Origin of the sequence: Streptomyces sp. NPDC048211, assembly GCF_043202315.1 — a bacterium.
GTDB lineage: Bacteria > Actinomycetota > Actinomycetes > Streptomycetales > Streptomycetaceae > Streptomyces.
This window is the reverse complement of sequence record NZ_JBIDAD010000014.1, coordinates 58,300-83,581: the sequence shown is the minus strand read 5'-3', so window position 1 is coordinate 83,581 and position 25,282 is coordinate 58,300. Positions and strand designations below refer to the sequence as shown.

General features: G+C 69.2%; 20 protein-coding genes and 2 pseudogenes. 6 read left to right on the top strand and 16 right to left on the bottom strand.

Going from position 1 to position 25,282, the window contains the following annotated elements; translation table 11 throughout:
* Positions 1–304: 304 nt before the first annotated feature.
* Positions 305–853: an oxygenase MpaB family protein gene (locus ACGFZA_RS36275; RefSeq protein ID WP_393684816.1), complete on the top strand. Its 549-nt coding sequence runs from the start codon at positions 305–307 to the stop codon at positions 851–853.
* Here ACGFZA_RS36275 and ACGFZA_RS36270 read toward each other — a convergent pair.
* From ACGFZA_RS36270 to ACGFZA_RS36250, 5 genes and pseudogenes are all read right to left on the bottom strand, one after another.
* The gene (locus ACGFZA_RS36270; RefSeq protein WP_385279842.1) at positions 741–1,244 is read right to left on the bottom strand and encodes an LGFP repeat-containing protein; all 504 of its coding nucleotides are present in this window, start codon (positions 1,242–1,244) and stop codon (positions 741–743) included. The genes ACGFZA_RS36275 and ACGFZA_RS36270 overlap by 113 nt on opposite strands.
* A gap of 26 nt (positions 1,245–1,270) precedes the next feature.
* A pseudogene (locus ACGFZA_RS36265) lies at positions 1,271–1,711 on the bottom strand (glycoside hydrolase family 73 protein); the annotation flags it as partial.
* A gap of 96 nt (positions 1,712–1,807) precedes the next feature.
* Positions 1,808–2,407: a hemopexin repeat-containing protein gene (locus tag ACGFZA_RS36260; protein WP_393684814.1), complete on the bottom strand. Its 600-nt coding sequence runs from the start codon at positions 2,405–2,407 to the stop codon at positions 1,808–1,810.
* Between the two features lie 41 nt (positions 2,408–2,448).
* Positions 2,449–2,703, bottom strand: a pseudogene (locus tag ACGFZA_RS36255) (peptidoglycan-binding protein); the annotation flags it as partial.
* Positions 2,704–3,955: 1,252 nt separating this feature from the next.
* The gene (locus tag ACGFZA_RS36250) at positions 3,956–5,788 is read right to left on the bottom strand and encodes a hypothetical protein (RefSeq protein WP_385279836.1); all 1,833 of its coding nucleotides are present in this window, start codon (positions 5,786–5,788) and stop codon (positions 3,956–3,958) included.
* A 197-nt stretch (positions 5,789–5,985) separates the two neighbouring features.
* On the opposite strand from ACGFZA_RS36250, the gene ACGFZA_RS36245 reads away from it, so the two are divergent.
* A complete protein-coding gene (locus tag ACGFZA_RS36245) occupies positions 5,986–6,708 on the top strand; it encodes a peptidoglycan-binding protein (protein WP_393684811.1) in 723 nt (240 codons plus the stop codon).
* Between the two features lie 178 nt (positions 6,709–6,886).
* On the opposite strand, the gene ACGFZA_RS36240 is transcribed toward ACGFZA_RS36245, so the two are convergent.
* The 5 genes from ACGFZA_RS36240 to ACGFZA_RS36220 form a co-directional block, all read right to left on the bottom strand.
* Positions 6,887–8,020 (bottom strand): hypothetical protein, encoded by a 1,134-nt coding sequence (locus ACGFZA_RS36240; protein WP_393684809.1) that lies wholly within the window; start codon positions 8,018–8,020, stop codon positions 6,887–6,889.
* A 14-nt stretch (positions 8,021–8,034) separates the two neighbouring features.
* Positions 8,035–8,721: a M23 family metallopeptidase gene (locus tag ACGFZA_RS36235; protein WP_393684807.1), complete on the bottom strand. Its 687-nt coding sequence runs from the start codon at positions 8,719–8,721 to the stop codon at positions 8,035–8,037.
* 52 nt (positions 8,722–8,773) lie between these two features.
* A complete protein-coding gene (locus tag ACGFZA_RS36230; RefSeq protein ID WP_385279824.1) occupies positions 8,774–9,457 on the bottom strand; it encodes a hypothetical protein in 684 nt (227 codons plus the stop codon).
* A gap of 40 nt (positions 9,458–9,497) precedes the next feature.
* Positions 9,498–9,980, bottom strand: coding sequence for a hypothetical protein (locus ACGFZA_RS36225; protein ID WP_393684805.1), 483 nt, complete (start codon positions 9,978–9,980; stop codon positions 9,498–9,500).
* Between the two features lie 163 nt (positions 9,981–10,143).
* The gene (locus ACGFZA_RS36220) at positions 10,144–10,863 is read right to left on the bottom strand and encodes a BTAD domain-containing putative transcriptional regulator (RefSeq protein WP_393684803.1); all 720 of its coding nucleotides are present in this window, start codon (positions 10,861–10,863) and stop codon (positions 10,144–10,146) included.
* Positions 10,864–11,788: 925 nt separating this feature from the next.
* Here ACGFZA_RS36220 and ACGFZA_RS36215 point away from each other — a divergent pair.
* The gene (locus ACGFZA_RS36215; RefSeq protein ID WP_393684801.1) at positions 11,789–13,441 is read left to right on the top strand and encodes a hypothetical protein; all 1,653 of its coding nucleotides are present in this window, start codon (positions 11,789–11,791) and stop codon (positions 13,439–13,441) included.
* A gap of 54 nt (positions 13,442–13,495) precedes the next feature.
* Here the strand turns inward: ACGFZA_RS36215 and ACGFZA_RS36210 are convergent, their stop codons facing one another.
* Complete coding sequence (locus ACGFZA_RS36210; RefSeq protein WP_393684799.1) at positions 13,496–14,122, bottom strand: TetR/AcrR family transcriptional regulator; 627 nt, start codon at positions 14,120–14,122, stop codon at positions 13,496–13,498.
* A 252-nt stretch (positions 14,123–14,374) separates the two neighbouring features.
* Between ACGFZA_RS36210 and ACGFZA_RS36205 the strand changes: the two genes are divergently transcribed.
* The gene (locus ACGFZA_RS36205; protein WP_385279811.1) at positions 14,375–15,928 is read left to right on the top strand and encodes an MFS transporter; all 1,554 of its coding nucleotides are present in this window, start codon (positions 14,375–14,377) and stop codon (positions 15,926–15,928) included.
* Positions 15,929–16,069: 141 nt separating this feature from the next.
* Here ACGFZA_RS36205 and ACGFZA_RS36200 read toward each other — a convergent pair whose 3' ends face one another.
* The 4 genes from ACGFZA_RS36200 to ACGFZA_RS36185 form a co-directional block, all read right to left on the bottom strand.
* Positions 16,070–17,935 carry a DUF4153 domain-containing protein gene (locus ACGFZA_RS36200; protein ID WP_385279808.1) on the bottom strand — a complete coding sequence of 622 codons (1,866 nt, stop codon included), beginning with the start codon at positions 17,933–17,935 and terminating at the stop codon, positions 16,070–16,072.
* A 191-nt stretch (positions 17,936–18,126) separates the two neighbouring features.
* A complete protein-coding gene (locus ACGFZA_RS36195) occupies positions 18,127–19,023 on the bottom strand; it encodes an ADP-ribosylglycohydrolase family protein (RefSeq protein WP_385279805.1) in 897 nt (298 codons plus the stop codon).
* 10 nt (positions 19,024–19,033) lie between these two features.
* Positions 19,034–19,693 (bottom strand): histidine phosphatase family protein, encoded by a 660-nt coding sequence (locus ACGFZA_RS36190; protein ID WP_326739274.1) that lies wholly within the window; start codon positions 19,691–19,693, stop codon positions 19,034–19,036.
* 90 nt (positions 19,694–19,783) lie between these two features.
* A complete protein-coding gene (locus ACGFZA_RS36185) occupies positions 19,784–20,389 on the bottom strand; it encodes a YdbC family protein (RefSeq protein ID WP_385279803.1) in 606 nt (201 codons plus the stop codon).
* A 90-nt stretch (positions 20,390–20,479) separates the two neighbouring features.
* Between ACGFZA_RS36185 and ACGFZA_RS36180 the strand changes: the two genes are divergently transcribed.
* A complete protein-coding gene (locus tag ACGFZA_RS36180; RefSeq protein ID WP_393684795.1) occupies positions 20,480–21,436 on the top strand; it encodes a DUF1152 domain-containing protein in 957 nt (318 codons plus the stop codon).
* A gap of 146 nt (positions 21,437–21,582) precedes the next feature.
* Positions 21,583–22,119: a TerD family protein gene (locus tag ACGFZA_RS36175; protein ID WP_385279797.1), complete on the top strand. Its 537-nt coding sequence runs from the start codon at positions 21,583–21,585 to the stop codon at positions 22,117–22,119.
* 129 nt (positions 22,120–22,248) lie between these two features.
* Here the strand turns inward: ACGFZA_RS36175 and ACGFZA_RS36170 are convergent, their stop codons facing one another.
* On the bottom strand, positions 22,249–25,155 hold the full coding sequence (locus tag ACGFZA_RS36170; protein WP_385279795.1) for a vitamin B12-dependent ribonucleotide reductase: 2,907 nt from the start codon (positions 25,153–25,155) through the stop codon (positions 22,249–22,251).
* Positions 25,156–25,282 lie beyond the last annotated feature (127 nt).

The following is a 25,282-nucleotide window of genomic DNA, read 5'->3' as shown; positions in this document are numbered from 1 at the left end:
CCGAGCCGGCCGCGCGACGCTCGCCCCGGCGCGATCCTTGGGCGCGTACTGGGCTCTATGGACTCGCCCGCACGTGCTGCGGCGCACCTGCGCAAGTGGCGACAGCAGGCTGCCGCGTCCGTGGTGCGGCTCCTGACGCGACCGAGCCGGCCGCGCGACGCTCGCCCCGGCGCGATCCTTGGGCGCGTACTGGGCTCTATGGACTCGCCCGCACGTGCTGCGGCGCACCTGCGCAAGCGGATGGGCAGGGCCGACGTCGCGGGGCCGGCGAGCCCCGCACGTCATTGCAGGACGCCGGGCCTGGATGTTGGGCCCCCACCGGCCGGTTCGCGCGGTCCACAGCGATGCGCCCCTGTTCATCGGCGTTCTCAGGCTCACCGGCGAACACAAGCCCCTGTTCATCGGCGTTCTCAGGCTCACCGGCGGACACAAGGCCCTGCTCCTTCAGTCCCCGCGTCCGTTGGCCCTGGCTGCCGCCGACGCCCGCTCCGGCTTCCGCGGCGATCCCTGGGAGCGGCAGCAGCGCACCGGCACCTGGCGACAGACCCTGGCCCGGCGCCGTCACGGATCGGCGCGCTCGCACGGGCCTGCCCCCCTCGGGCTCGCGAGTGCCGGATCGCGGAGTCCGAGAGCGGCCGACCGCGGCCTGTCGCCCGCCCGGCCTCGCGGCGGGCTCGCCCCCGATGTCCCCGGCTGCCCGCTCCCGGCCGGACAGCTCGTCCTGCCCGGTCAGCCGCGGATCAGTCGATGGTGCCGCCGCGGTGGGCGACCGCCCCTCCCGCCGGGGTCCACGTCACATGGCCGTGGTCGAAACGGCTCGCCCGGTTGTCCGGCGGGCCCGTCTCGTCACTGACCGGGTAACCCAGGTAACCGTTCTCCCAGCCCGTGCTCGCCCACAGGTCGCGGATCGCGCCGTGCACCTCGTGCGGGCCGGTGCGGGGAGTCCAGTAGATGGAGCCACCCTCGAAGTGGTTGTAGCGGCCCACTCCGTCGGGAGTGCCCAGCTCGTCCGTCACGGGATATCCGAGAAAGCCGCCGGCGCCGCCGTGTCTCGCGTACAGGACGCGGATGTCCCCGTGCACCTCGTGTGCACCCGACTGCGGTGACCAGTAGATCGAACCGTTCTGGTAGTCGCGGGCGGCGCCGCGGCCGTCGGGCAGCGGGCCTTCGCCGCTGCCGGCTCCCGCGTCGACGGGTGCCCCCAGCCACGACGCCTGGGCCCACTTGTCGTCGATGAGCGTCATTACTGCCTCCTCGTGCTGTCGTCCGGTCAGTGACTCGTCTCGATCTGGTGCATGCGCGCCGCGAGTACGTCGGAGTAGCGCGGATCCGAGGCGTACCCGGCCGCCGCCACGGCACGCGCGAAGGCGTAGGGGTCGTCGCTGTGGTCGAAGGCGGCGGCGTAGCGGGCGTTGTCGCGCAGGAAGTGGGCGTGGTGCGTGAACGACTCCTCCGGGGAGTCGTACCGCCGGAACCAGTCCCGCACGACGTACTCGAACCTGCCGTCGGGCCGGGGCGTCACGGAGATGACCTCGGGGAAGGTGGCGTCCGGACGGCGCAGGACCTCGCGGGTACGCAACAGCTGGCGGGTGTTCTCGGGGTCGGACGCCTTCGCCTTGATGCCGAAGAAGTTGTTGCCGGGTGCGCTGCGCCCCCAGTCCGACTCCAGCGCCGCTTGGCCAAGGGTCGTGAGGACGGGTACACCGAGCTGCGCTGCTCCGGGCTCGGCGAAGGCGTGGTAGCGCTCGTAGAAGTCGGCCGCCCCTGCCGTGGCGGTGCCCCCTGCGGGCCGGCCGGCAGCGAGGGATCAGGCCGCTTCGACGGGCCCGCCGATTCCGGGCCACTGGTCGGCCACCGCCAGCGGATAGCCGGGCACCTGTGACTTGGTGTTCCAGTCGAGGGCCACGTACTCGGCGCCCTTGAACAGATAGGCGCGCCCGGAACCGGTGTTGACCGCGCCGTCGACACCGCCCTCCGCCCAGCCGGGGTCGACACCCTGCCACCCTGCGGACACCTCCTTGGGATAGCCGGGGTCCTGTCGGTCCGTGGCGATGTCGTACCGGGCGTACTGGGAACCGCGGAAGAAGTACGCCTTGCCGTCCCCCCAGTTCATGGCCGCGTCGATCGCGTCGAAGCCGACACCGGGCCACATGCCGGCGATCGGCATCGGATATCCCTCGTCCACCTGCCCGCCGGCGATCGTTATGCGGACGTAGGAAGGGCCGCGGAACACGTACAACAGGCCCGATCCCAGGTCGACCGCGGCATCGATGCCGGCGGCGAACTCGGACGGCATGCCAGCCCAGAAGCCGCCGAGCGGCCGGCTCTCGGTGGCGGTGTTCGCCGACCAGTCGAAGACAGCGACCTGTCCGGCGGAGGCGAAGTACGACGTGTTCAAGGGTTCCATCACAGTCTCCTGTCGGGTTGCCCGATCACGACGGTCGGCGTTCACGCCCCGCTGGGCACGCGCAGGGCCCTCCAGGAGGCCGGGCCCGGAAGTCCGTCCGCCTCCGCCCCTCGGTACCCGAGCTTGCGCTGCCACTTGGCGAACGAGTCCCGGTCCGCCCGGGTCCACTGGGGCCCGGGCTCCTTCGCGTAGGCCGAGCAGCCCTCCTCCGTCAGCCGTCGGCCCATCGCGAGGATGATCGGGCTCTTCGGCGCACCCTTGAACCATGGCGCGCCGGGGTAGGGCACATAGGCGGGCGGCGGAGGCCGGCCGGGGTCGTCCATCGGCGGCAACGCGGGCATCGGTGTGCCGAGGATGCCGATGACCTGGGTGCCCAGGCCCAGGACGGTCGTCGTGCTGGAGGTGCCGGCTGCCTGTGCGGTGCCCGGACGCAGCAGGAACGGGCCGAACGCGGGCGCCGCGGAGCCCAGAGCGGCGTACGCCTCGGCCGTCCAGCCTCCCGTGATGCGGACGTTCCGCACCAGCAGGAGAGCCTGCGGAAGGCAGTGTGCGGTGCCGTCCTCGGGAGGGGAGGGCACGAGCTGGCCGCGGCGCATCCCTGGGACGTACCAGGCGGATTCCGCGAACAGCTCGGGATGCCACCACGGTTCTCCGGCGAGTCGGCGCACCAGGCGCACCAGGGTGTGGTCGAAGTGGATGTGCAGGTCACCGCCGTCGGTCGGGGCAGGTGCGGCCGCGACCTCCGGTGCCGGGTCAGCGGCCTCCTGGGGCTCCTGGGCTTCCTGGGCGGCGGACGGACGCAGCGAGGACAGCAGCCCGAGCCCCGGGCTGACCAACGCCGCGTGTTCCCGGGCGCTCACCACCTCGGACGGTGCCAGCACATCGGCCTCCCCCGAGTCCATCGCGGTTCGCAGCAGGTCGGCGCGGTCGGCGTCGAGCGCCAGCAGCTTGATCCGCGGGGTGTCCGGCTCGGCTTCCGTGCTGTGTTCGGAACGGAGCCGCCACAGCGCGGGATTGGCATCCGGGAGCGTGAGTTCCTCGGCCGAGGGCCGGCTCTGTGAGGCGCTGACGGTGGCGTCGAAGGTCTGCCAGTGCGCCGCCCCGCTGGGCGCGGCCCAGTCGTCCGGTTCGAGCCCCAGGGGCAGGGCGCCGGGGTTGGGGCCCAGGCCCTGCTTCGCTGCGTTGAGCAGGTCCCGTACCCGCGCCCAGGCGTCCGTGTCCGGGGCGGCCGCGGGCCGGCTGTACTGAGCGATCAGGGTGTAGACGGAGGAGGCCGAGATCCCGCTCCCGAGCGCGGCCGGGATCGGCGTGCAGTCGCTCAGCCTCAGCAGCAGCGGGAAGTCGTAATCGGCCCGCAGCCATTCGGAGACGAGCAACGGGTTGACCACACCGCCCTGCACCATGTCGTCGTCGACTGCCTGGCCCGGCAGTACGGCGAGCGCGAACTTTCCCGCGCCGGCCGTGACGTACGTGCGCAGCAACTGGTCGAGCACCTGCTGACCGAGGGCGACAGGAAGGTCCTCGTGGGGGGCCATGACGGCACCTTCCTCAGGCGGTCGGAGCGGAAGGTGCCGAGGCCGGAGCGGGAGGCGTCGAGGCCGCCCCTGCCGGAGAGGGAGCTGTCGCGTCGGCCTTGGGCTTGTCGTTCGTGCCGTTCTTCACCTCGTCCTTCTTGGGATCGTCCTTCTTGGCCTCGTCCTTGGGCGCGTCGACCATCGGTGACGGAGGCGTGATCTCGCCGACCCAGCCCACGATCTGCGAGCCATGGATCTCCAGCGTGCCTCGCTGCCCCTCGGTGTGGAAGTTCCAGCCGTAGTCGCTGCCGCTGCTGGACTCGAAGACCCCATGGGACTCGCCTTCGCTGTGCTGCACCGAGCCCCCGATGCCCAGGTAGCCGGCGGACCCGCCGAAGCTGGTGGAGCTGGTGCTGGTGTTGCCACTCGCGTCGGCGACGGCCTTCTGGAACGCGTCCCCCGCCGCACCCCAGTTGTCGGCCGAGATCTTCACGTTGCGGACGACCACGAAGCCCTTCGGAACCATCGGCAGCATCTTGTCGGTCTTCCCGGACTGGCCGTCGACCGTGCCGTCACTGATGCAGCCCTTCGGCTTGCCGACCATGTACCAGCCGTCCATGTGGAAGAGGTCGCCGAGCATCCACGGGCGCCTGATGGTGGCCATGAACCACTCGAAGTCCACAGTGGCGTTGGAGGTCTCGTCGTGGAAGCTCGACCATGTGCCGCTGTCCGTGTGCATGCCCGAGGAGGCACTGCTCTCGGAGTGGGATGCGTCGGCGGAGGCGCCGAAGAACCCGATGCTGTAGCCGACGCTGCCGGAGGTGGAGGAGGAACTGCTGTCGTAGTAGCTCCTCGCGAAGGATTTGCTGCCGCCTGCGGCAGCCTTGCTGACACTGCTGGAGTCGGTGTGCACCGCGACCACGCCGAAGTCCTTGTTCTTCCGGTCCCACCAGGAGATGGGGTCGATGTAGGAGTACGGCACGTTGACCGCGACAGCGCCGGCCAGCCCCAACTGGTAGGAGTCGAACAGCTTGCCGGCCTGTGCGATGAACGCCGCTGCGGCGCTGCCTCCGATGGACTGGGTCGTAGCGATGGCTTCCTCCACCTCATGACCGCCCATCGCGGCGAGGTCAGCACTGGCCTTGTCCACGGCACCCTTGTACTTCACGCTGGTCACAGGCCAGACCTGGCCCTGCGCAGGGTCGGCGGTGGCGGCGGCGAAGGCGCTCGCGAACGCGCTGACCGCGTCCTCGTACGACTTCTTGTTCTGGTTGTAGATCTCATGCTTGCGGGAGTACCCGGTCATGTTGCCGTCGGCGTCGAACGTGAAGAGCGTCTTCCTGGCCTCGTCGATCCGCGCCTGCACCTCGGGGCTGGGCGGCGGCACCGGTTCGGCCTGCATACCGACCAGCGCGGACTTGTACGCGAAGCTGACCTTGCGGTCCGGCCAGGCGACGGCGATGCCGTCCTTGGTGATCATCAGCATCTCGTCGACGAGGTTCGACGTGAAGGCCGCGGCCTGGAGCGAGTGCTGGAGCTGCGGGTCGGGCCTGGGCGGGGCCGCCGCCAACGCGGCCGCAGGGGTGGTGGCTTCCGGTGCCGCGGGCGCGGCCGGAGCGGCGGGAGCGAAGCGGCCGTCGCTCGACACGGCGGCCGACGTGGCACCACCGGCCGGTGTCCACGCGAAGGAGTACATGGTGGGGTCCACGGGGTAGCCCACCGGCAGGTGCATGTAGATGGCGGATCCGGACGGCTTCCCGTCGGGCCCCACCATGCGTGCCGTGACCGCGTCGTGGATCTGGTCCAGCGCGTCGATGAGCGCCTGCGTGACGCCCCCGTTCACTTTGAGTTGGGCATCGACCGTCATGACAACTACCCTTCCCTCTAGTCCACATAGGGGATGTTCCAGACATATATGGATATATTCAGTATGGCTCCCTCCATGACGCCCTGCACCTTCGGGCGCGCCCGACGCATCCTCAAGTCGCCTCTGCCGCTGGGCCCGTTATGTACGCGCAGGAGGAGTTACTGTCGTATAGGGGGCAGTTGTCGGGAGTGTGCATCATGGTGATACTCGCCCATGTCCAGTTCGGCTCGTCCCACGAGGACGTGCTCACAGTCCAGCGCGCTCTGATCTCCCGCGGCCGGGCTATCCCTGACGGTGCGACCGGATATTTCGGGGAACAGACCCGTACTGCCTACGCCGCGGAACAGCGCGCCCAGGGGTACAAGGACACCGACGCCGACGGCGTACCCGGGTGCGCGTCCCTCACCGAACTCGGCCGCCTGTGCGGCTTCCCCGTCGACTGTGCCATCGCTGCGGCGGGTTCCCCGGCCGACGGCAGGCTTGCCCTCGCGCAGGTGACGTACGACGATCCGGGTGACGCCGAGGGGCAGCCCGCCATGGAGCGGTACGCCACGACGGCGTGCCGGCTCACGGGAACGGACCCGCGGTTCGGCGTCCCGGCCCTGGTGACCATCACGAAGCGGGAGTCGTCCTACAACGCCCGGCAGTGGCGCGTGAACAGGACGGACGTCAACGCCCACGGCCGCCGGATGCCTGACGGGCACCCGCAGAACTGCTCCCGTGGCGCGACCCAGTGCATCCCGTCGACGTTCGCCGCCCACCACCAGTCGGGCACCGCCACGACGCCGTACGACGTGGTGGCGTGCATGTGCGCCACCATCAACTACGTGCGGAGCCGGTACGGCGTGAACCGGGCCGGTTCGAACTTCGCCGACCGTGTGCAGCAGGCCGATCCCCGGCGTCCCGCGCGCGGCTATTGAGGTGCGGCTAGTGAGGCGCGGTCGTCCCAGCACGGTGGCTGATGTGTGAACATTGCGGCCACGAAGCGGATCCCGGGTCGTGGCCGCAGCGCCGGTTTCGGGTGCCGGCCGGATCCGCAGCGGCGCTTCCGGATCCGCATCGGCGCTTTCAGGTCCGGCCGGATCCCACGCGCCGGCTTCAGGTGCCGGCCGGGTCCGACGCGGGCGGCGGACCTCCGGAGCCAACCCTCGCCGGCTGCGCACCCGCCGGCCCGCGCACGGCGTCCAGGACCATCTGGCCGCGCCGGTCCACGAACTTGGTGAGCAGCTCCTGCGAATAGCCGAAGACCACCGCCCAGGCGATGATCTGCGCGGACGAGTCCAGAGCGCTGAGCCCGGGCACGAAGTTGCCGCGCATCAGCAGCAGGCCGAGGACCGCGGTGAGCGCCCCGGCGGGGAGTTTCAGCAGGGCCGCGGCAACCGGGATCGGATACGGGGTCGATGTTCCTCTGATCTTCCGCAGGGCCGTGGCCGCCGCGACTCCGGCGGCGACGAGTCCGATCACCTCGATCACCACGTAGTCGCCCCAAGAGGTGACGGCGTCGAAGTTCTCGTCGAGATCGTCGAAGGAGGGTGAGTCGTCGCTGCCGGTGGCACAGACCACCCGGTAGGGCACCGGCGATCGGCTGCCGACCGCCTCGATCGACCGGTCCGGGTTGAAGCACATGGGCACCGCCTGCGGCCAGATGGAGGTGAGCACGGCCACCGCCACCGCCAGGAGCATCAGGAACCCGGCCACGCAGTACACGATCCGCACGAAGCTGGCCGCGCGCAGCCTCTCGCGCAGGGCGACCGACTGGGCGGCTTCGACGGCTTCCGTCAGCCGGACCAGATCCTCGCCGGCGGTGATGTTCTGAAGTCGCTCGACGGACTTCCTGCGGACGTCACCGGCGGACAGATGGTCGCTGACCACTGCTTTCAGGCCGGCCACATAGGGCGACATCTCCTGGGGCGACATGGCGAACGACTTGACCCACAGCAACCGTGCCGCGTTGACATGGATGTGAGCGGCCGTGATGTGCGATCCGAGTGGGGCCCGGTGGTGCGCGTCGAACAGGAGGATCCTGTCGGCCGACGCCAACTCCTCGTTGGCCAGTTCCAGCATCGTGCGGGCTTCGTCCGTCAATGAGGGGAGGCCCGTTCTCACCGTCACGAGGGCCCGGATCTTCCGGACGTTCGCACGGGCCTCCTCGGTGAGTTCCCAGGACCGCCGCTCGCGCCACCACTCCCGCAATCGGCCGGGCGTCACTCGATGCGTCCAGTTGCCCTCCATGTCACTCGCTCCCTTCACCAATTGGGCTTGGCGACGTTCCCGTAGGACCAGGTGGATCCCTTCGACATCTCGAAGTGGAGATGCGGTCCGGTGGAGTTGCCCGTGGTGCCGACCTTGCCGAGCTGCTGTCCCCCGATCACCTTCTGGCCGGCCTTCACCTGACGCTGCGAGAGATGGCAGTAGGTGTAGACGTGGCCGTTGTCCGCCGCGAGGCCGATCCACTGGCCGTAGGCTCCGCCCGCTGTATTCGACCAGGCGATCGTGCCGCCTCGGACGGCGACCACGGGCGCGCCGGACCGGGCAGCGAAGTCCTGCCCCGTGTGCCGGCCGACGCCGTCCGGCTTCCACGCGTACGGGCCGCGCGAGAAGAACTCGAACGTGACCTTGTGGCCGGGTACGGGCGACGGCACATGGCTTCCGCCGGGAGCACTCCCGTCCGCGGCGGGGACGCCCGCGCAGTCGACGGTGAAGCCGGCGCCGCGTCCGAGCGCGGTGAGGGAGGCGCAGCCGGGGATGCCGTCGGCGTCGGCTCCCTTGTAGCCCTGGGCATCCTGCTCGGCCCGGTAGGCGGCTGCGGTCTGCTTGCCGAACAGGCCGGTGGCGCCGTCCGGGATGGCATGTCCTCGGGCGATCAGGGCTTTCTGCACGGTGCGCACGTCGTCGTTGTCCGCACCGAACCGGACGTTGGACAGGGCCACCATGGCCGTGCCCCCTTCCTCTCGGTACTGCCTGCCGGCCTCGGCCTCACGGGCGTCAGCAGTCGGGGACGCCCGGAAGCCAGGGGGCCGGGTGGTCGATGAAGATGTTGGAGAGATAGCCGCCGAGGTCGGGGACGTACGACCAGGCGTCGTTACGGTGACCCGCGGTGTCGACCAGGTCGCCCCTGGTCTGACAGCTCACCGTCACCCGGGTCGGTCCCGACAGCACGGTGACGACCGGAGCGCCGAGACGGGGCTCTGCCCGTACGTTGACGCTCGTGCCCCAGGTGACGAAGACGCCGTCGACGGCGGCGTCGCCCCCGCCGTCCGGCGTCTCGCCCAGAAGGGGGACGTTCCAGTTCTGCGGCTCGTCACAGCGCGGATCGGCCACCACGGAGAGGTGGAAGTGCGCCTCGTGCGGACTGGCCCCCTCGTACGGCGCCCACTGCCAGTCGCGGTTGGTCGCGATCCGGCGGTTGGCGATGACGTACTTGATCCGCGGATCGCGGCTGCCGAGCAGTTGGTCCGCCACCTGTTGGATGTCGAGGCCGTGGGCCGGGTCATGGGTGAAGTCGCGGGCGGTGACGATTCCGGGGCCGTACCAGGGGTTGTGGTCGCTGTCGCGCGTCTGGTGGGCCGCGTCGCCGATGGCGCCGTCGGCGGCGGTACTGCGGCCGGGAAAGCGGGTATCGAGCTGCGTCCGCAGCGTTTCCAGACTGGTGGCGACTCTCCATGACATGGTGACCTCCTCGTCGGGACGACCGCGCGGATCGGCGTACTCAGTCGACGTGGTAGTTGACGTAGTAGTACGACTTCTCCTCCTCGGAGTGGGCGAGCTTCGACAGCGCGCCCTGCCCCTGCTCGGCCTCGCTGATGGTGATCGAGCCGAGCAGATCGTCGGAACTGACGTCGTCCCTGTCCCACAGGAAGATGTCCTGGGACCCTTCGACCGGCAGAGTGACTCCCACGGGAAGGCGGTTGCCGGCACCGGCCTCGACCGTCGAGGCGCCGGGCGGCCACACCGCGTGATCCACCCCGGAGTCCGGCACGCTCGTGGCATAGAGGTCGTCCGGGGCCTCGTCCAGGGCGTCCTGGATCATCTGGCCGACGTCGCCGATGCCGCTGACCTGATGGATGAGTTCGGCACCGGGCAACTGGTAGACGGGCTGGAGAAGACCGTTGACCACGGAGGCGAGGTCGAAGTCCGTGGACGTCGCCGGTCGCAGACATACGACTTCATCAATGGTTGCTGTGGCGGTCATGCCATCCTCCGAATAATCGGGGTCCGCTCGAAGGTGCGTACCAAGGGAATCCGCCGGACGCCCCTGCCCTCCGCTGTGCCTCTGCGACGCTACGGTCCTGTCGTCACCCCGGCGTCACCCTGCCGTCATCGTCATGCGGAGGGGAGCACCGTCGCGGAAGGTGTCAGACGCACGGATCGGTGCGGTGCACGGGGAGCATCCCCGAGAACAGGGGAGTCGGCTCGACGCCCAGTTCCTCCCGCAACAGGAGGCGGAACACCTGGTAATGGCGGATCGCCTCATACAGGTTGCCGTCCGCGAGATGCGCCGACACCACCGCCCGGTTCGCGCTCTCCCGCAACGGCTCTCTCCGGACGCTCGCCCAGGCGGCTTCCAGGGCCAGGGCCGTCTGCCCCTGCCGTGTCAGGCCCTCGGCCAGTGCGTCGAGCGCGTGGAGCCGCAGCTGTCGTACGCGTTCACGCTCGACCAGCACCCAGTCCTCGTCCCAGCCGGGCAGCAGTTCCTCGCCCGTGAGCGCTCCCAGGGTGGGCTGCCCCTGGACATGGTCCGACGGCTCGCGTCCCTTGAGCACGCCGAGCGCGGTGCTGGTGAGCTCGTCGACGTCCACCCGGAGCGCGGGGCTGATCACCAGGGCCTCCCCGCAGCGCCGGATCAGGGCCGGCTCGGTACACGGAAGCTTCCACAGGGCGGTACGCAGGCTGCCACGGGCGTGTTCCTCGGTGGCCTCGGGCCAGAGGGTGCCGGCGAGGACCGTGCGGCACACCCGGCCGCGAAGCCCCATGAACGCCAGCAGCCGCTGACCGTTGTGACACAGCTCGACGGGCTCGCCACCGAGTTCCAGACCGCACTGGCCGAGTAGCCGCAGCCGGGGAGGAAGGGGCATCAACATGGTCGCCTCGCTCACGGCACGTAGCAGGAGCACCCCACGCATCCTCAGTCTCAGTCCCTCCTCCCTGAGGTGCAACTCCGTTGTCCTGCGCGCCCTGTTGGCAAGTGACACCGGAGATCAACCGGCCTCGCGGGGCCGCCCTCCGACGACGAACCGCGACCGGACGGAGCCAGGCGTCCCGGGTGGCACGGGCCCGGTTCGAATCGCCTCGATTCGCTGCGCCTTCCGGTTCGCGCGGGATCGGCGAACGACTATTGAAGGAGTAACAACATGCCGCGAGTGGTGCGGAGTTGGGTCCAGATCTAAAGTGTCCATAAATGGCATTCACCCATTCACGCTTGGATTTCTCAGCGATGAGTGAAACGCGAACAGTTGCTCGTTCACCCGTACTCGTTCACCCGCCCGAAGGGGTCCTTACGGGGCGGCTGCAACCAGCCGAAGAGACAGCGGCTCATTCGCCGCAGCCGTACAACGTTCCCATGCGGCCGCCTCGTCAGGTGCAGCCGCACGATCGTTTCCTCAGGCATCTGCCGGCCTGTTGACGCGATACTCCGGATGGCCGTTTCGCCTGACTCGACAGTCATTCGACTTCCCACCCCGGCCGATGCCGCGACAGCAACGAACTCCGCGCCATCCGCCTCCGTCACGACCGGACACCCACCTCCGACGTCTCCAGTCCAGACAGGCCTTCCATGATCATCCGGATATCAGTGCGCCACATTCGGAACCTCGGCCGGGTCAGCGACGACTCTCCGGTCCGGCACATGGCCCACCTCCCCCGGCGGACTCCGTACGAGTAGCGCACCCCATGCGTCAGGTGTGCAATGGAATAGGAAAATGGTCGTCAAAGTGTCTTGCAGACAAGGGATTCCGCCTCTGACGCACAGCCGGATTCCCTCTCTCGACCGAGGAGTCAGCGATGGTGCTGCAGCAGATATCCGTCCCGCATGTCGGTACCTACAACTTCGGAGTCGGAGTTGACCGGCTGTCCGGAACCGCCATGAACCTCGTGGTGAATCCGACGACCGCGACGCCGACCGATGCCAGTGGTTCGAGCCAGTCCTTCGAGGTATCCCGTGTCACCTCGACACACGACCTGCTGGAGAAGCTGGGAGTCGACGTCAAAGCGTCCTACGGCTGCGCCGCGTTCGGTGCCGGAATCTCCGCGCGCTTCTCTTTCGCCCAGAGCAGCGAGGTGCACTCGGCCTCGCTGTTCATGGCCATCACCGCCACCATCCATCTGGCCGACCTGAGCATCCCCGAGTGCGCTCTGACCGCGCCCGCCGCGGCCATGGTGGACCGGCCGGACGTGTTCGTGCAGAGGTACGGCGACATGTTCGCCCGGTCCTGCCGCCGGGGCGGCCTCTTCGTGGGACTGATCCGGGTGGAGACGTTCGACGACACGGAGTCGACCGCGATAGAGGCCGAACTGGGCGGCTCCTACGGGTTCTTCTCGGGGGAGGCCGCCACCAAGTTCACGAAGGTCACCCAGGACCACAAGGTGAACGTCTACTGCAAGATGCACTCGGAAGGCGGCCCCGCTCTCCAGCTCACGGATCCGGCGGATCCGGCGGGCCTGCTGAACGTGGCGAACACCTGGATGCAGGCGATGCACGACGACCCCAGCAAGTACTCCCAGCCGTACGAATGGACGTTGGCACCCATCTCCATCACCGAGGGGCCGACACCGCCGAACCAGGAGCAGATCGCCAACGCCCAGGAGATCCTCAAGTTCTGCGCGGAGGAGCGCACGGCGCTGCTCGACCAGTACAACCTGCTCAACTGGTGGGTCAAGCATCCGGACCGCTACGACTGGACCGGAGCGACTCCTCCGGCCGAGGTGGCGACGGCCGCGAGCGGGACCCAGAAGGACCTGGACACGGTGGCCGCATGCGCCAGCCAGGCCATCGAGCATCCGGCATCGGCGAAGAGGCCGGCCAGTTACGCCGCCGAGATCGGGACGGTCTACCCCGCCGGACTGATGCCCGCCACGCCTCCCGCTCCACGCCCCGGGCCCGCCACCGTCTATGACCAGGTGTCGTTCGCCGGTCATTCCCAGACCCTGGCACCCGGCAAGTACGACAACGCCTCGGGCAACATCACCATCGGAAACGACGCGATCCGCTCCGTTCAACTGCCCGCGGGCATGGTGATGCGGCTGTACGAGCACTTCCACTTCCAGGGTCAGTTCATCGACATCAGGGAGACCACGGCGGACCTGAACCAGTGGGCGGCGAAGGCGAGCTCCCTCGCGATCTACCGGGACGGCGAAGAACCGCCCAGGACGACGGAGGTCATCCTGATCCAGTTGCCCAACCTGGACACCTGGGACGGCCCCTTCTGGGTGTTCTCCGCCGCCGACGGCGTGCAGAGCGCGCCCACCATGGCGGTCCGCTCCGCGCACATCCCCGAGGGAATGGTCCTCACCCTGTTCGCGGGGCCCGGCTTCACCGGCGCGGCTGTCGACTTCACCCAGGACACGGCCGAGCTCGGCGAACGCGCGCCGGGTACCTATTCGTTCGCTGTCTGGGACCGCGTGTCGGGCGAGAGGCCCGTTCTGCCTCCTGCCTGACACCGGGCGGAGGCAGGCGCGGACTGACACCGGGTGGAGACAGGCGCGGAGGCCTCAACGGGCTTCGGAGCGGAAGAACGGGACCGCGACCTGATCGATCAGGTCGGCGATGTCCCCGTCGGTCCATTCGCTCCCGCACACCTTGCTGCGATACATCATCATCGCGGGGATGACGTCGAAGGCCATCCCGCGCAGCGCGTCGGCCCGCACCTCGCCGCGATCGACACCTCTGCCGATCACTTCCCGGATGAGAGCGGTCGTCGGTCCGATCACGCCGCTGAGGATCACCGACTGGAACCGTTCGGCCGTGCCCGCATCACATTCGTGAAGCACCGCACGCAGCGCGGATCCCGACTTGGAGAGCATGGCGTCACGGAGTCCGCAGCACAGCTGGTAGAGGTCCTCGCGGATGTTCCCGTGGTCCGGTGCATCGCCGATGGCCGGCAGGGCGCTGCGCAGCGCGTCCGCGACCAGGTCCTCCTTGGACGGCCAGCGCCGGTAGATCGCGGCCTTGCCGGTCTGGGCACCGGCCGCGACGCCCTCCATCGTCAGCCCGCTCCAGCCGACCGTACTCAGCCGTTCCAGCGCGGCATCGAGGATCGCGCGTTCCAGCACGGGGCCGCGGCGGCGCAGGGACACCACCGGCTGCCGGGCGGCGGCGGCCGATCGCGAAGTAACCATGAGCTCTTCTCTCCATCGGAACAGGTCGGCACGCCCGCACCGGCCGGCGCCCGGGACCGGACGGGCCGTGGCTGGACGGGCGTCGCAACGGATCGGTCCGGGACTGAGCGAGCCCCGGGCCGGATGACGGGATCCGGACGCGCCACGACAACGAAGGATCCAGTGAACGCTTGCGTTCACTGAAGGGGACTCACTAACGTTGACGCGACAGTGAACGGATCCGTTCACTAATTCACTTGTGGGGGACCCATAGTGACAACCTCTCAGTTAGAAGCACAAAGCGCACCGGGCGCGGCACGCCGGCAAGGGCGCCCGGGGATCGCCCTGGCCGTCATCGCCGCCTGTCAGTTGATGGTTGTGCTCGACTCCACGATCGTCAACATCGCCCTCCCGCACATCCAGGACGCGCTCAGCTTCTCGACCACCGATCTGTCCTGGGTCCTCAGCGCCTATACGCTCACCTTCGGCGGTCTGCTGCTGCTCGGGGGCCGGGCGGGGGACATCCTGGGCCGTCGCCGCGTCTTCATGACAGGCATCCTGGTCTTCACACTGGCCTCGCTGCTCGGCGGATTCGCCCAGGAGCCCTGGCAGTTGCTCGCCGCCCGCGCACTCCAGGGCATCGGAGGCGCCATCGCCTCACCGACGTCACTGGCCCTGATCACCACCACGTTCCCGGAAGGGCCCGAGCGCAACCGCGCGTTCGGTGTCTTCGCCGCGGTGTCCGCGGGCGGCGGGGCGATCGGCCTGCTGGCGGGCGGACTGCTCACCGAATGGCTCGACTGGCGCTGGGTCTTCTTCGTCAACGTGCCGATCGGCGTACTGATCGCCGTCCTGGCACCGCTCTACATCAACGAGTCCGAGAAGCACCCGGGCCGCTTCGACATCTCGGGGGCCCTGACCTCGACTCTCGGCATGGCCTCGCTCGTGTACGGATTCATCCGGGCCTCCGAGGAGGGCTGGCGGGACTCGCTGACCCTGGCCTCGTTCGGCGCGGCGGTGATCCTGCTCGCCTCGTTCGTCCTCATCGAGATGCGCGCCAGGGAGCCGATCACTCCGCTGCGGATGTTCGCCGACCGCAACCGTTCCGGAACGTACGTCATCATGCTCAGCCTGGCCGCGGCCATGTTCGGCATGTTCTTCTTCATCGTGCTGTTCGTGCAGAACGTGCTGGCGTACAGCCCCATCGAGTCGGGTCTGGCGTTCCTTCCCGTGACCGTCGCGATCATCGTGGGAGCGGGTCTCTCGCAACGGTTCCTTCCGGTGCTCGGACCCAAGCCGTTCATGGTCACGGGCTCGGCGTTCACCGGCGTGGGCCTGGTCTGGCTCACGTTCATCTCCCCCGACAGCAGCTATCTGTCAGGAGTCCTGGGGCCGATGCTCATCTTCGGCTTCGGCATGGGGCTGAATTTCGTGACCCTCACGCTCACCGCGGTCTCCGGGGTCGCTCAGCACGAGGCCGGGGCCGCCTCCAGCCTGCTCAACGCCAGCCAGCAGGTGGGTGGTTCGCTGGGGCTCTCCATCCTGGTCACGGTCTTCGGCACGGCCAGTCGCAACGAGGCGGAGAAGCAGGTTCCGCAGTTCCTGGCGCAGGCGTCGCCGGAGCAGAAGGCGGAGTTCGCCAAGACGCAGGAACTGCCCGGGAGCTGGGGCCATGCGGTGCTCTCCCAGGGCATCTCGACGGCGTTCCTCGCCGCGGTGGCCATGGCGGGCCTCGCCCTGCTGACCGCGCTGCTGGTGATCCGGGTGCGCAAGAGCGATCTGGAGGCGCTGAGCGGAAAGGCGGCGGCGGGGGGACCGGCCGCCTGAGGGCTGTCCCCCGCCGGACGGGCCGCGCGCCCCTGAGCGGTACCGGAGAGTCGGGACACGACGCGAGAAGGGCCCTCTGCACGCCCGAAGCGGGCCGCCCCTGAGGGGACGGCCCGCTTCCGGTGCGGTGCACCGCGCCGGTCAGTACGGGTCATAGGGGTCGTAGGAGTAGTCCCCGTCTCCGCGTTCGCTCCCGTTCTCCCCCGCCCCCAGCCCCCGGCAGTCACGCGTGCGGTACCCGGGATCCCAGTCCCCGAGGATGTCCCGGGCTCTCGCCTCGCCCCAGCTCGTGGCGTACCAGGGCTCGTCCGAGTCCCGCAGCGTCCGCTGGATCTTCTCCAGGGCGCAGGAGCGCAGCGGCTCCGGCAGGGTGTCGAGGGCGGGCACGGCGTCGGCGGAGAGGCCGCTGAGGTACTCGATGTCGATCGAGTGATCGCTGCGGTGGTAGCGCTCGACGTTCTGTTCCGCGATGAGGCCGTCGGGCGAGATCAGTCCGAAGGCCAGGACTCCGACGGCCGCGCTCGCCGCGACGGCACGCGGCAGCAGCTTCGCGCCGAAGACACCGGCCGCCATGATCAGCACGAGCACCACGCCCAGCCACAGCTCGACCGCCGCCACGGAGATCCGCAGCCTTGTCAGGCCGTACGCGTCGACGTAGAGGTCCATGCGCCGCAGCGCGGAGGCGACGACGACGAGCGTGAGCAGGCACAGCGTGCCGAGCACTGCGCGTACGAGCGTACGGTCGCGTGCTCCGCCGCGCGGCGCCCAGCGCAGAGCGAGCGCGATCACCAGCAGGGTGAGCAGCGTGGCCCAGAGCAGCTGCCAGAAGCCCTCGCGGGCGTACTGGGAGTAGCTGAGATCGGTCTCGGCCATCACCTTGTCGTACCCGCCGAGCAGCACCGTCAGCTGAACGGCGAGGAAGGCGGCGAAGAGCAGGTTCAGGACGACCAGCGGCAGGGCCCATTCCAGCCGCCCGCGCGCCTTGCCCGGGCGTACCGTCAGCCCGTCCCAGCGCACGGGGGCCGCAGCGGTGAAGGCGGCGGCGAGCGCGCCGACGAGACCGATACCGCCGAGGAAGAGCCGCCAGGGACCGTCGCCGACGGACACATCGGGGGTCAGGTCGCCGAGGAGATCGGCGAACGCGGCGTCGGCGCTCGCGAAGAGCGCCCCGAACACGATGAGCAGGACGACCGCCACGACCGTGGACCGGAAGACCACGCCCCAGCGGCCCCGCGAGCCCGCCATCCGTTCCCGTACCCCCCGGGCTCCCCAGCCCAGTGCTTCGGCGACGGAGGTGAGCAGGCCCAGCGAACCGAGGAAGATCCCGAGCCAGCTGCGACTGCCGTGCAGCGCGAGCGAGCCGAGCGCGAACGCGGACACGAGGGCGAGGAAGCTCGGCCAGCCGGCGTCGCGGAGTGCGGGGACGACGAGCAGTGCCAGCCCGCCGACTGCCCAGACAGCGGTCCAGGGGCGCAGCCGGCGGCCCGTCTCACGGGAGGCGAAATACGCTGCGAGCGCCGCGGGCACCGCCACGACCAGCAGGTTCAGGCCGATGCCCTCGCCGAGCAGCAGGGCGCTGAGCAGCCCGGTGGCGAGTACGGCCCAGAGCGTGGCGCCCGGAACGACTCCCGGCTTGACCGGGCGGAGCCGCGAGAGATCCGAGGGGGGCTGCTTGGTCCGCCCCCATGGATCGGCCTGTGGCTGCCGCACCTGCTGCGCGTAGGCGGGGAACCTCGGGGGTTCCGGCGGCCCGGGCGTCGGGGGCTGCGGTGCGGTGGAGCGCGGCTGCGGGACCACGGGGGCCCCGGACTCCTGCGGGCGGGCGCCGGCCGGTGCCGCCCCGGAACCGTCCTGCGGCCGGGCCTCCCCGGGCCGCTCGGCCGACGACGGCCGGGCCTCCCCCGCCTCGGGTGCTCCTGGGCGGCCGGAAACCCCCGGCGGCTCGGCCGCCCCCGATGCTCCCGGCGCACGCTCCGGCCGGGGTGATTCTGGCGTGTGATCTGACACGGGACCCCTCCCCACCGAGGTCCGCTCACGCGAGCCCTGGGCAGCGCGGCCCCCCGGCGTCTCATTCGGTGCGCACCCGTCATGATGATCACCGCGGGCGGCGTGGCCGAAAGAGTAACCCCCCGTGACGGACACCAGCCGTACGGATCAATGCTGTGGCAGTTCCGTGACAGTCGGAAGCCGAAGCCTGCTTACCGCGTCATCCAGGCAGGCAGCTCTTCCGTCTGCGCCGTCCACTGCGCCGGCGGCTCCCCCGCCGTACCCGCCGCGACCACTCCGCCGACGATCGCGCACGTCGTGTCGACGTCGCCACCTGCCTGCGCGGTCACCCAGAAGGCATCCTCGAAATCACCGAGGCTGCGTGCCGCGGACCAGAGGGCGAAGGGGACGGTGTCGTGCGCGCTGGTACGGCGTCCGTTGCCGAGGACCGCGGCGACCGTGCCCGCGTCCTTGTAGTCCAGCATGTCGCGGGCCCTGCGCAGTCCGGCGCCGACCGCGCTGCGCGGCACGAGCGCGATCACGCCGTCCAGGAGATCCGTCGGTGTCGGCGGCCCGGTGGGCGATGCCGCCAGCGACGCCGCGGCCGCCACCGCCATCGCGCCGACGACGGCTTCCCGGTGCTGGTGCGTGGTGTACGAGGAGATCTCGGCCTGGTGCGTGGCCTGCTCGGGGTCGTCCGCGTACCACGCGCCGAGCGGCGCGATGCGCATCGAGGAGCCGTTGCCCCACGAGCCCTGGCCCTGGAAGAGCGAGGAGGCCAGCTCGCGCCAGTCGCCACCCTCCCGGACCAGCCTGAGCAGGCGGTTCACCGCGGGGCCGTACCCCCGGTCGAAATCGTGGTGCACGGCGAAGGAGCGGGCGAGCGCGTCCTGGTCGATACGGCCGTGCTCCCCGAGGACGGCCAGCACCGAGGCGGCCATCTCGGTGTCGTCGGTCCACTGCCAGGGCCCGGGGGGCAGGGCGCGGTCCTTCAGGAGCGGATAGTTGGCGGGCACGAAGAACTGGGAGCCCAGTGCGTCTCCCACGGAGAGGCCACGCAGGCTGGCAAGAGCGCGCTCGAAGCGCTGGTCGAAAGCGAATTCGGTCATCGCTTCCACTCTATCCGGTGATGCCGTACGGCTCAGGGGTACGCCAGCGCTCGAACGGCCTGTCCAGCGTGTAGCGGCCGTCCTTGCCGAGGACGAGCGTCCGGGATTCCCCGTTGCCGGGATTGGACAGGGATTCGAATTCGGCCACGGACCAGTGGAACCAGCGCATGCAGAAGAGCCGCATCGTCAGTCCGTGCGTGACCAGCAGGACGTTCTGCGGGTGGTCGGGGTCCTCGAAGCTGCGGTACAGGCTCTCCAGGAACGCACCCACCCGGTCGTACACGTCCGCACCGGACTCGCCCTGCGCGAAGCGGTAGAAGAAGTGCCCGTAGGCGTCCCGGTACGCCTTCTGGAGGCGGACGTCGTCCCGGTCCTGCCAGTTCCCCCAGTCCTGCTCGCGCAGCCGTGGCTCCTCGCGCACCCGGACGCTCTCGAGATCCAGCCCGAGGGACCGGAACGTCTCGTGCGTGCGGCGATAGGGCGAGACGTACACACTCACCCGCTCCCCGTCGAAGAGCTCGCGCAGCCGCACTCCCGTCTCACGGGACTGCCGCAGCCCGGCCGGGGTGAGCCTCAGTGCGTGGTCGGGCTCGCGCTCGTACACGGTGTCATCGGCGTTGCCCTCGGACTCTCCGTGCCTGACGAGGACAATGCGTTGCGGTCTTGCCATGTACCGACCCTAAGGGCTCGCCGCCGTTCGAGCAGTTGTCCGGAACTCGACGGTGCATGTCGCCGATGAAACCGCGGTCGCCCGACCGGGTCACACGGTCCAGGCCGGTTCGAGCTGGACGACATCTCCGGCCAGCGAGACCACGTCGTCCTCGGTCTGCGCCCGCTGCGAGAGCCGGTCGATGCTCCCCGGCCGGTACTTGCCGCGCTCGGCGCTCGACTGCCACATCGACAGAACCAGGAACTCGTGTCCGGGTGCCTCTCCGAAGACGCCGCGCAGCATCCCGGGCGATCCGGCCATCGCGGGATTCCACACCCGCTGCTGCATCAGCGCGAAGTGCTCGACCCGGTCCTCGTGGACCCTGCTGTGCGCCACCCTGACCACATCCGCGTCGGCGAAGTGCGGTTCGAAGCCGGTCTTCACGTCGAAGCGGTACTCGAACAGCTTGACCTGGATGTCGTTGCAGGTACCTGCCTGTGCGGCGGCCAGGGCGTCGTGCCCGCGTGCCATGAAGGAGTCGTAGAAGACCCTGTTCTCCCAGAACGCGAAGACATGGGCGACCTCCGGCCGGCCGCGGCTCCAGCCACCGCCCTGTCCCCTGAACCCCGGCTCACCCAGCAGCCCCGCCCACTTCCGCTGCTCCCGCTCGAAACCGCGACGGTCACCCACACTGCAGCGAATCCACTTGACCAGCACCGCATCATCGTACGGGTGACGGACGTGGCGTGGGTCACGCTCTGTCGGAGTGCACCAGAACCGGTCATGGCTGATCACACAATGATCACCATGACCTCGTTGCACACCAATCCGCTGTTCGACCGCCTCGACACGGCGGAACGGATCCTCGTCGCCGGCGCGGGAGGAGGCTTCGACATCTACGCCGGACTCCCCCTCGCGCTCTCCCTGATCCACCGGAACAAACAGGTGTGGTTCGCCAATCTGTCCTTCAGCTCGCTCGAAGGGCTCCCCCTCGACTCCTGGCTCGCCCCCGATGTCGCCGTCATCACCCCCGAAACCTCCCTGCACCAGGTGTACTTCCCGGAACGGACCCTCGCGCAGTGGCTCACCCTGCACGGCTATCCCGGTACCGTCCACGCACTGTCCCGTACCGGCGTCCAGCCGCTGCGCGACGCCTACCGTGCGCTGATCGAGCGGTACGACATCGACGCGGTCGTTCTCGTCGACGGAGGTACGGACATCCTGATGCGGGGCGACGAGTCCGGCCTGGGCACCCCCGAGGAGGACCTGACCAGCGTCGCGGCGCTCTCCGCGATCGAGGGTCCGGACCGCCTGGTCGTCTCCATCGGCTTCGGCGTCGACGCCTACCACGGCGTGAGCCACGGCCTCGTCCTGGAGAACATCGCCGCCCTCGACCGCGACGGCGCGTACCTGGGCGCGTTCTCCGTACCCCGCACGACCCGCGAGGGCGCGCTGTTCCTCGACGCGGTGGCCCACGCCCAGGAGCACACGCCCGATCATCCGAGCATCGTCAACGGTTCGATCGCCGCGGCGGTCCGCGGAGAGTTCGGGGACGTCCGGTTCACCTCGCGCACCAGCGACAGCGAGCTGTTCATCAATCCTCTGATGTCGCTGTACTTCGCCTTCGAGCTGGAGGGGATCGCCCGCAACTGCCTCTATCTGGACCGAATCGAGCACACCCACCTCATACGTCAGGTCAGCAGCGCGATCGAGATGTTCCGGGACGAGGTGCGCGGGCGCCCACCCCGCCGGATCCCGCACTGAGAGCCCCGGCCCGCACCGGGACGTCCGGCCCGCACCGTGGCCCGATTCCGCCCCTGGCGCCCAAGCCGGTTGGTTCCACGGACAGTTGCGGACATGATCGGGTGATAAAACCGGAGCGACGGCCCCGCGTGAAGGAGCGAAGTCCGATGAGTACTCCCAACAAGGACATCGAGAAGGTCGAGGTCAGGGTCAAGTGGGATCCCAGCCCTCAGGGCGAGCCCGCGAACGACCTCGACATCATCGCGGCGACCTATCCGGCCGAGGAGCCGTACGGCGCCCCCGCGTACCTCGTGCACTTCGACAGCCGCGCACCCGACGGCACCATCACGCTCAACCGCGACAGCAGGACCGGCCAGGGCCTGGGGTACGACGAGGCCATGACACTGGAGCTGGACCGGCTCTCGGAGGCGTATGCCCGGGTCGTCGTCGGTGTCGCCATACAGCAGCGTGACGGCCGCAAGACCTTCGGTTCGATACAGAACACCGGCGTGCAGATCCGTGAGGGGTACACCGTCCTCGCCGAGGACGACTTCTCGGCGGTCGGTGCGGCGACTGCGGCCGTCGTCGCCGAGTTCGTACGGGACTCCTCGGGGGTCTGGCAGTTCCACGGCACGGTGCGGGGATTCGACGGGGACGCCGACTCGTTCGCCTCGGCGATGGGCAGCCGCGCGTTCGGGATGTGACCTCCCGGGCACGGCATCAGCGGTGTGAGCGCCGCGGGGCGGGAAAAAGGGGCGGGCAGGACTCCATGATCGGAGTCCTGCCCGCCCCTTCCGGCCGGTCGTCGCCCCTGGGGGCGGCACCGGGACCGGTCAGCTGCAGCCGCTGGTCGAGCCGCAGCCCTCGCAGATGTAGCAGGAACCGGCTCGCTGCATCTTCGTACCGCAGGAGAAGCAGAGCGGGGCGTCGGCGCTGATGCCGAGCTGCATCTCGACGAGCTCCGCCGAGGTGTGCGCCGTCTTCGGGGCCGGCGTGCCGGCCTCCTCGACGGTGGCGACCGCCTTCAGCGGCTCCGGCCGTGCGGTCGGAGCGGACTGGGCCTGGTTCTCGGCCTCCAGCTGCTCCTCCTCGAACGACGGCTCGTAGGAACCGGTGTCGAGGTGGCGCTGACGCTCCTCGGCGGAGTGGATGCCGAGGGCCGAGCGGGTCTCGAAGGGCAGGAAGTCCAGCGCCAGGCGGCGGAAGATGTAGTCGACGATCGACTGCGCCATCCGCACGTCCGGGTCGTCCGTCATGCCGGCCGGCTCGAAGCGCATGTTGGTGAACTTGGAGACGTACGTCTCCAGCGGGACGCCGTACTGCAGACCGACCGAGACGGCGATGGAGAAGGCGTCCATCATGCCCGCGAGGGTCGAGCCCTGCTTGGACATCTTCAGGAAGACCTCACCGAGACCGTCGTCCGGGTAGGAGTTGGCGGTCATGTAACCCTCGGCGCCGCCCACCGTGAAGGAGGTGGTGATGCCGGGACGGCCCTTGGGCAGACGCTTGCGGACCGGGCGGTACTCGACGACCTTCTCGACCGCGGTGCGGATGGTGTCCTCGGCCTTGGCCGTGACCGCCTCCTTCTCCTTCTCCTTGGTCTTCGCGGAGAGGGGCTGGCCGACCTTGCAGTTGTCGCGGTAGATCGCGAGCGCCTTGACGCCCATCTTCCACGCCTCGAAGTAGACCTCTTCGACGTCCTCGACGGTGGCCGTCTCCGGCAGGTTCACCGTCTTGGAGAGCGCGCCGGAGATCCACGGCTGGATGGCCGCCATCATCCGGACGTGGCCCATCGCGGAGATGGAACGCTCGCCCATCGCGCAGTCGAAGACCTCGTAGTGCTCGGTCTTCAGGCCGGGGGCGTCGATCACGTTGCCGTTCTCGGCGATGTGGGCGACGACCGCCTCGATCTGCTCCTCCTGGTAACCCAGGCGGCGCAGGGCCTGCGGGACGGTGCCGTTGACGATCTGCATCGAGCCGCCGCCGACCAGCTTCTTGAACTTGACCAGGGCGAGGTCGGGCTCGAGGCCGGTGGTGTCGCAGGACATCGCGAGACCGATGGTTCCGGTGGGCGCGATGACCGACGCCTGCGCGTTACGGAAACCGTTCTTCGCGCCGAGACGGATCACGTCCTGCCAGGCCTCCGTCGCGGCGGCCCAGATCGGGTTGTCCAGGTCGTCGGCGTGCACGGCCACGGCGTTGGCGTCGGCGTGCTGCTTCATGACGCGCTGGTGCGGCTCGGCGTTCCGGGCGTAGCCGTCGTACGGGCCGACGACCGCGGCCAGCTCGGCGGAGCGCTTGTACGAGGTACCGGTCATCAGCGAGGTGATGGCGCCGGCGAGGGCGCGGCCGCCGTCGCTGTCGTACGCGTGGCCGGTCGCCATCAGCAGGGCGCCGAGGTTGGCGTAGCCGATGCCGAGCTGACGGAAGGCGCGGGTGTTCTCGCCGATCTTCTCGGTCGGGAAGTCGGCGAAGCAGATGGAGATGTCCATCGCGGTGATGACCAGCTCGACGACCTTGGCGAAGCGCTCGGACTCGAAGGACTGGTTGCCCAGGCCGTCGTCCTTGAGGAACTTCATCAGGTTCAGCGAGGCGAGGTTGCACGAGGTGTTGTCCAGGTGCATGTACTCGCTGCACGGGTTCGAGCCGTTGATCCGGCCGGACTCGGGGCAGGTGTGCCACTGGTTGATCGTGTCGTCGTACTGGATGCCCGGGTCGGCACAGGCCCAGGCGGCCTCGGCCATCTTGCGGAAGAGGGACTTGGCCTCGACCTCCTCGATGACGTCACCGGTCATCCGGGCACGCAGCCCGAACTTCCCGCCGTTCTCGACGGCCTTCATGAACTCGTCGTTCACGCGCACCGAGTTGTTGGCGTTCTGGTACTGGACGGACGTGATGTCGTCGCCGCCCAGGTCCATGTCGAAGCCCGCGTCACGCAGGGCGCGGATCTTCTCCTCCTCCTTCACCTTGGTCTCGATGAAGTTCTCGATGTCGGGGTGGTCGACGTCGAGGATGACCATCTTGGCCGCGCGACGGGTGGCGCCACCGGACTTGATCGTTCCGGCGGACGCGTCGGCGCCCCGCATGAAGGAGACGGGTCCCGAGGCGTTGCCGCCGGAGGAGAGGAGCTCCTTGGAGGAGCGGATACGGGAGAGGTTCAGGCCGGCGCCGGAGCCGCCCTTGAAGATCATCCCCTCTTCCTTGTACCAGTCGAGGATCGACTCCATGGAGTCGTCGACGGCCAGGATGAAGCAGGCGGAGACCTGCTGCGGCTGGGGCGTGCCGACGTTGAACCAGACCGGCGAGTTGAAGCTGAAGATCTGGTGCAGGAGGGCGTACGCCAGCTCGTGCTCGAAGATCTCGGCGTCCGCGGGAGAGGCGAAGTAGCTGTAGTCCTCGCCGGCCTTCCGGTACGTCTTCACGATCCGGTCGATCAGCTGTCGCAGACCGGTCTCGCGCTGGGGGGTGCCGACGGCCCCGCGGAAGTACTTGCTGGTGACGATGTTGACCGCGTTCACCGACCAGAAGTCGGGGAACTCGACGCCACGCTGCTCGAAGTTGATCGAGCCGTCGCGCCAGTTGGTCATGACGACGTCACGGCGCTCCCACGCCACCTCGTCGTACGGATGCACGCCGGGAGTGGTGTGGATGCGCTCGATACGCAGGCCCTGCTTGGTCGCAGTCGACTTGGCTCCCTTGTTGCGGGAACCTCGTGCCGGGCCGCTCGCCGTCTCTGTCATGCCGCCTCCCATATGTGGGCAAAAACGCCCTGAAGTGCCGAGAACTTCCCCGGGCACAGTGTGTGTCTGATACTTCGGACGCCGTGTACGTCATGCGTCATCCGGAGCAGGTCCAGGTGCCGGCCCG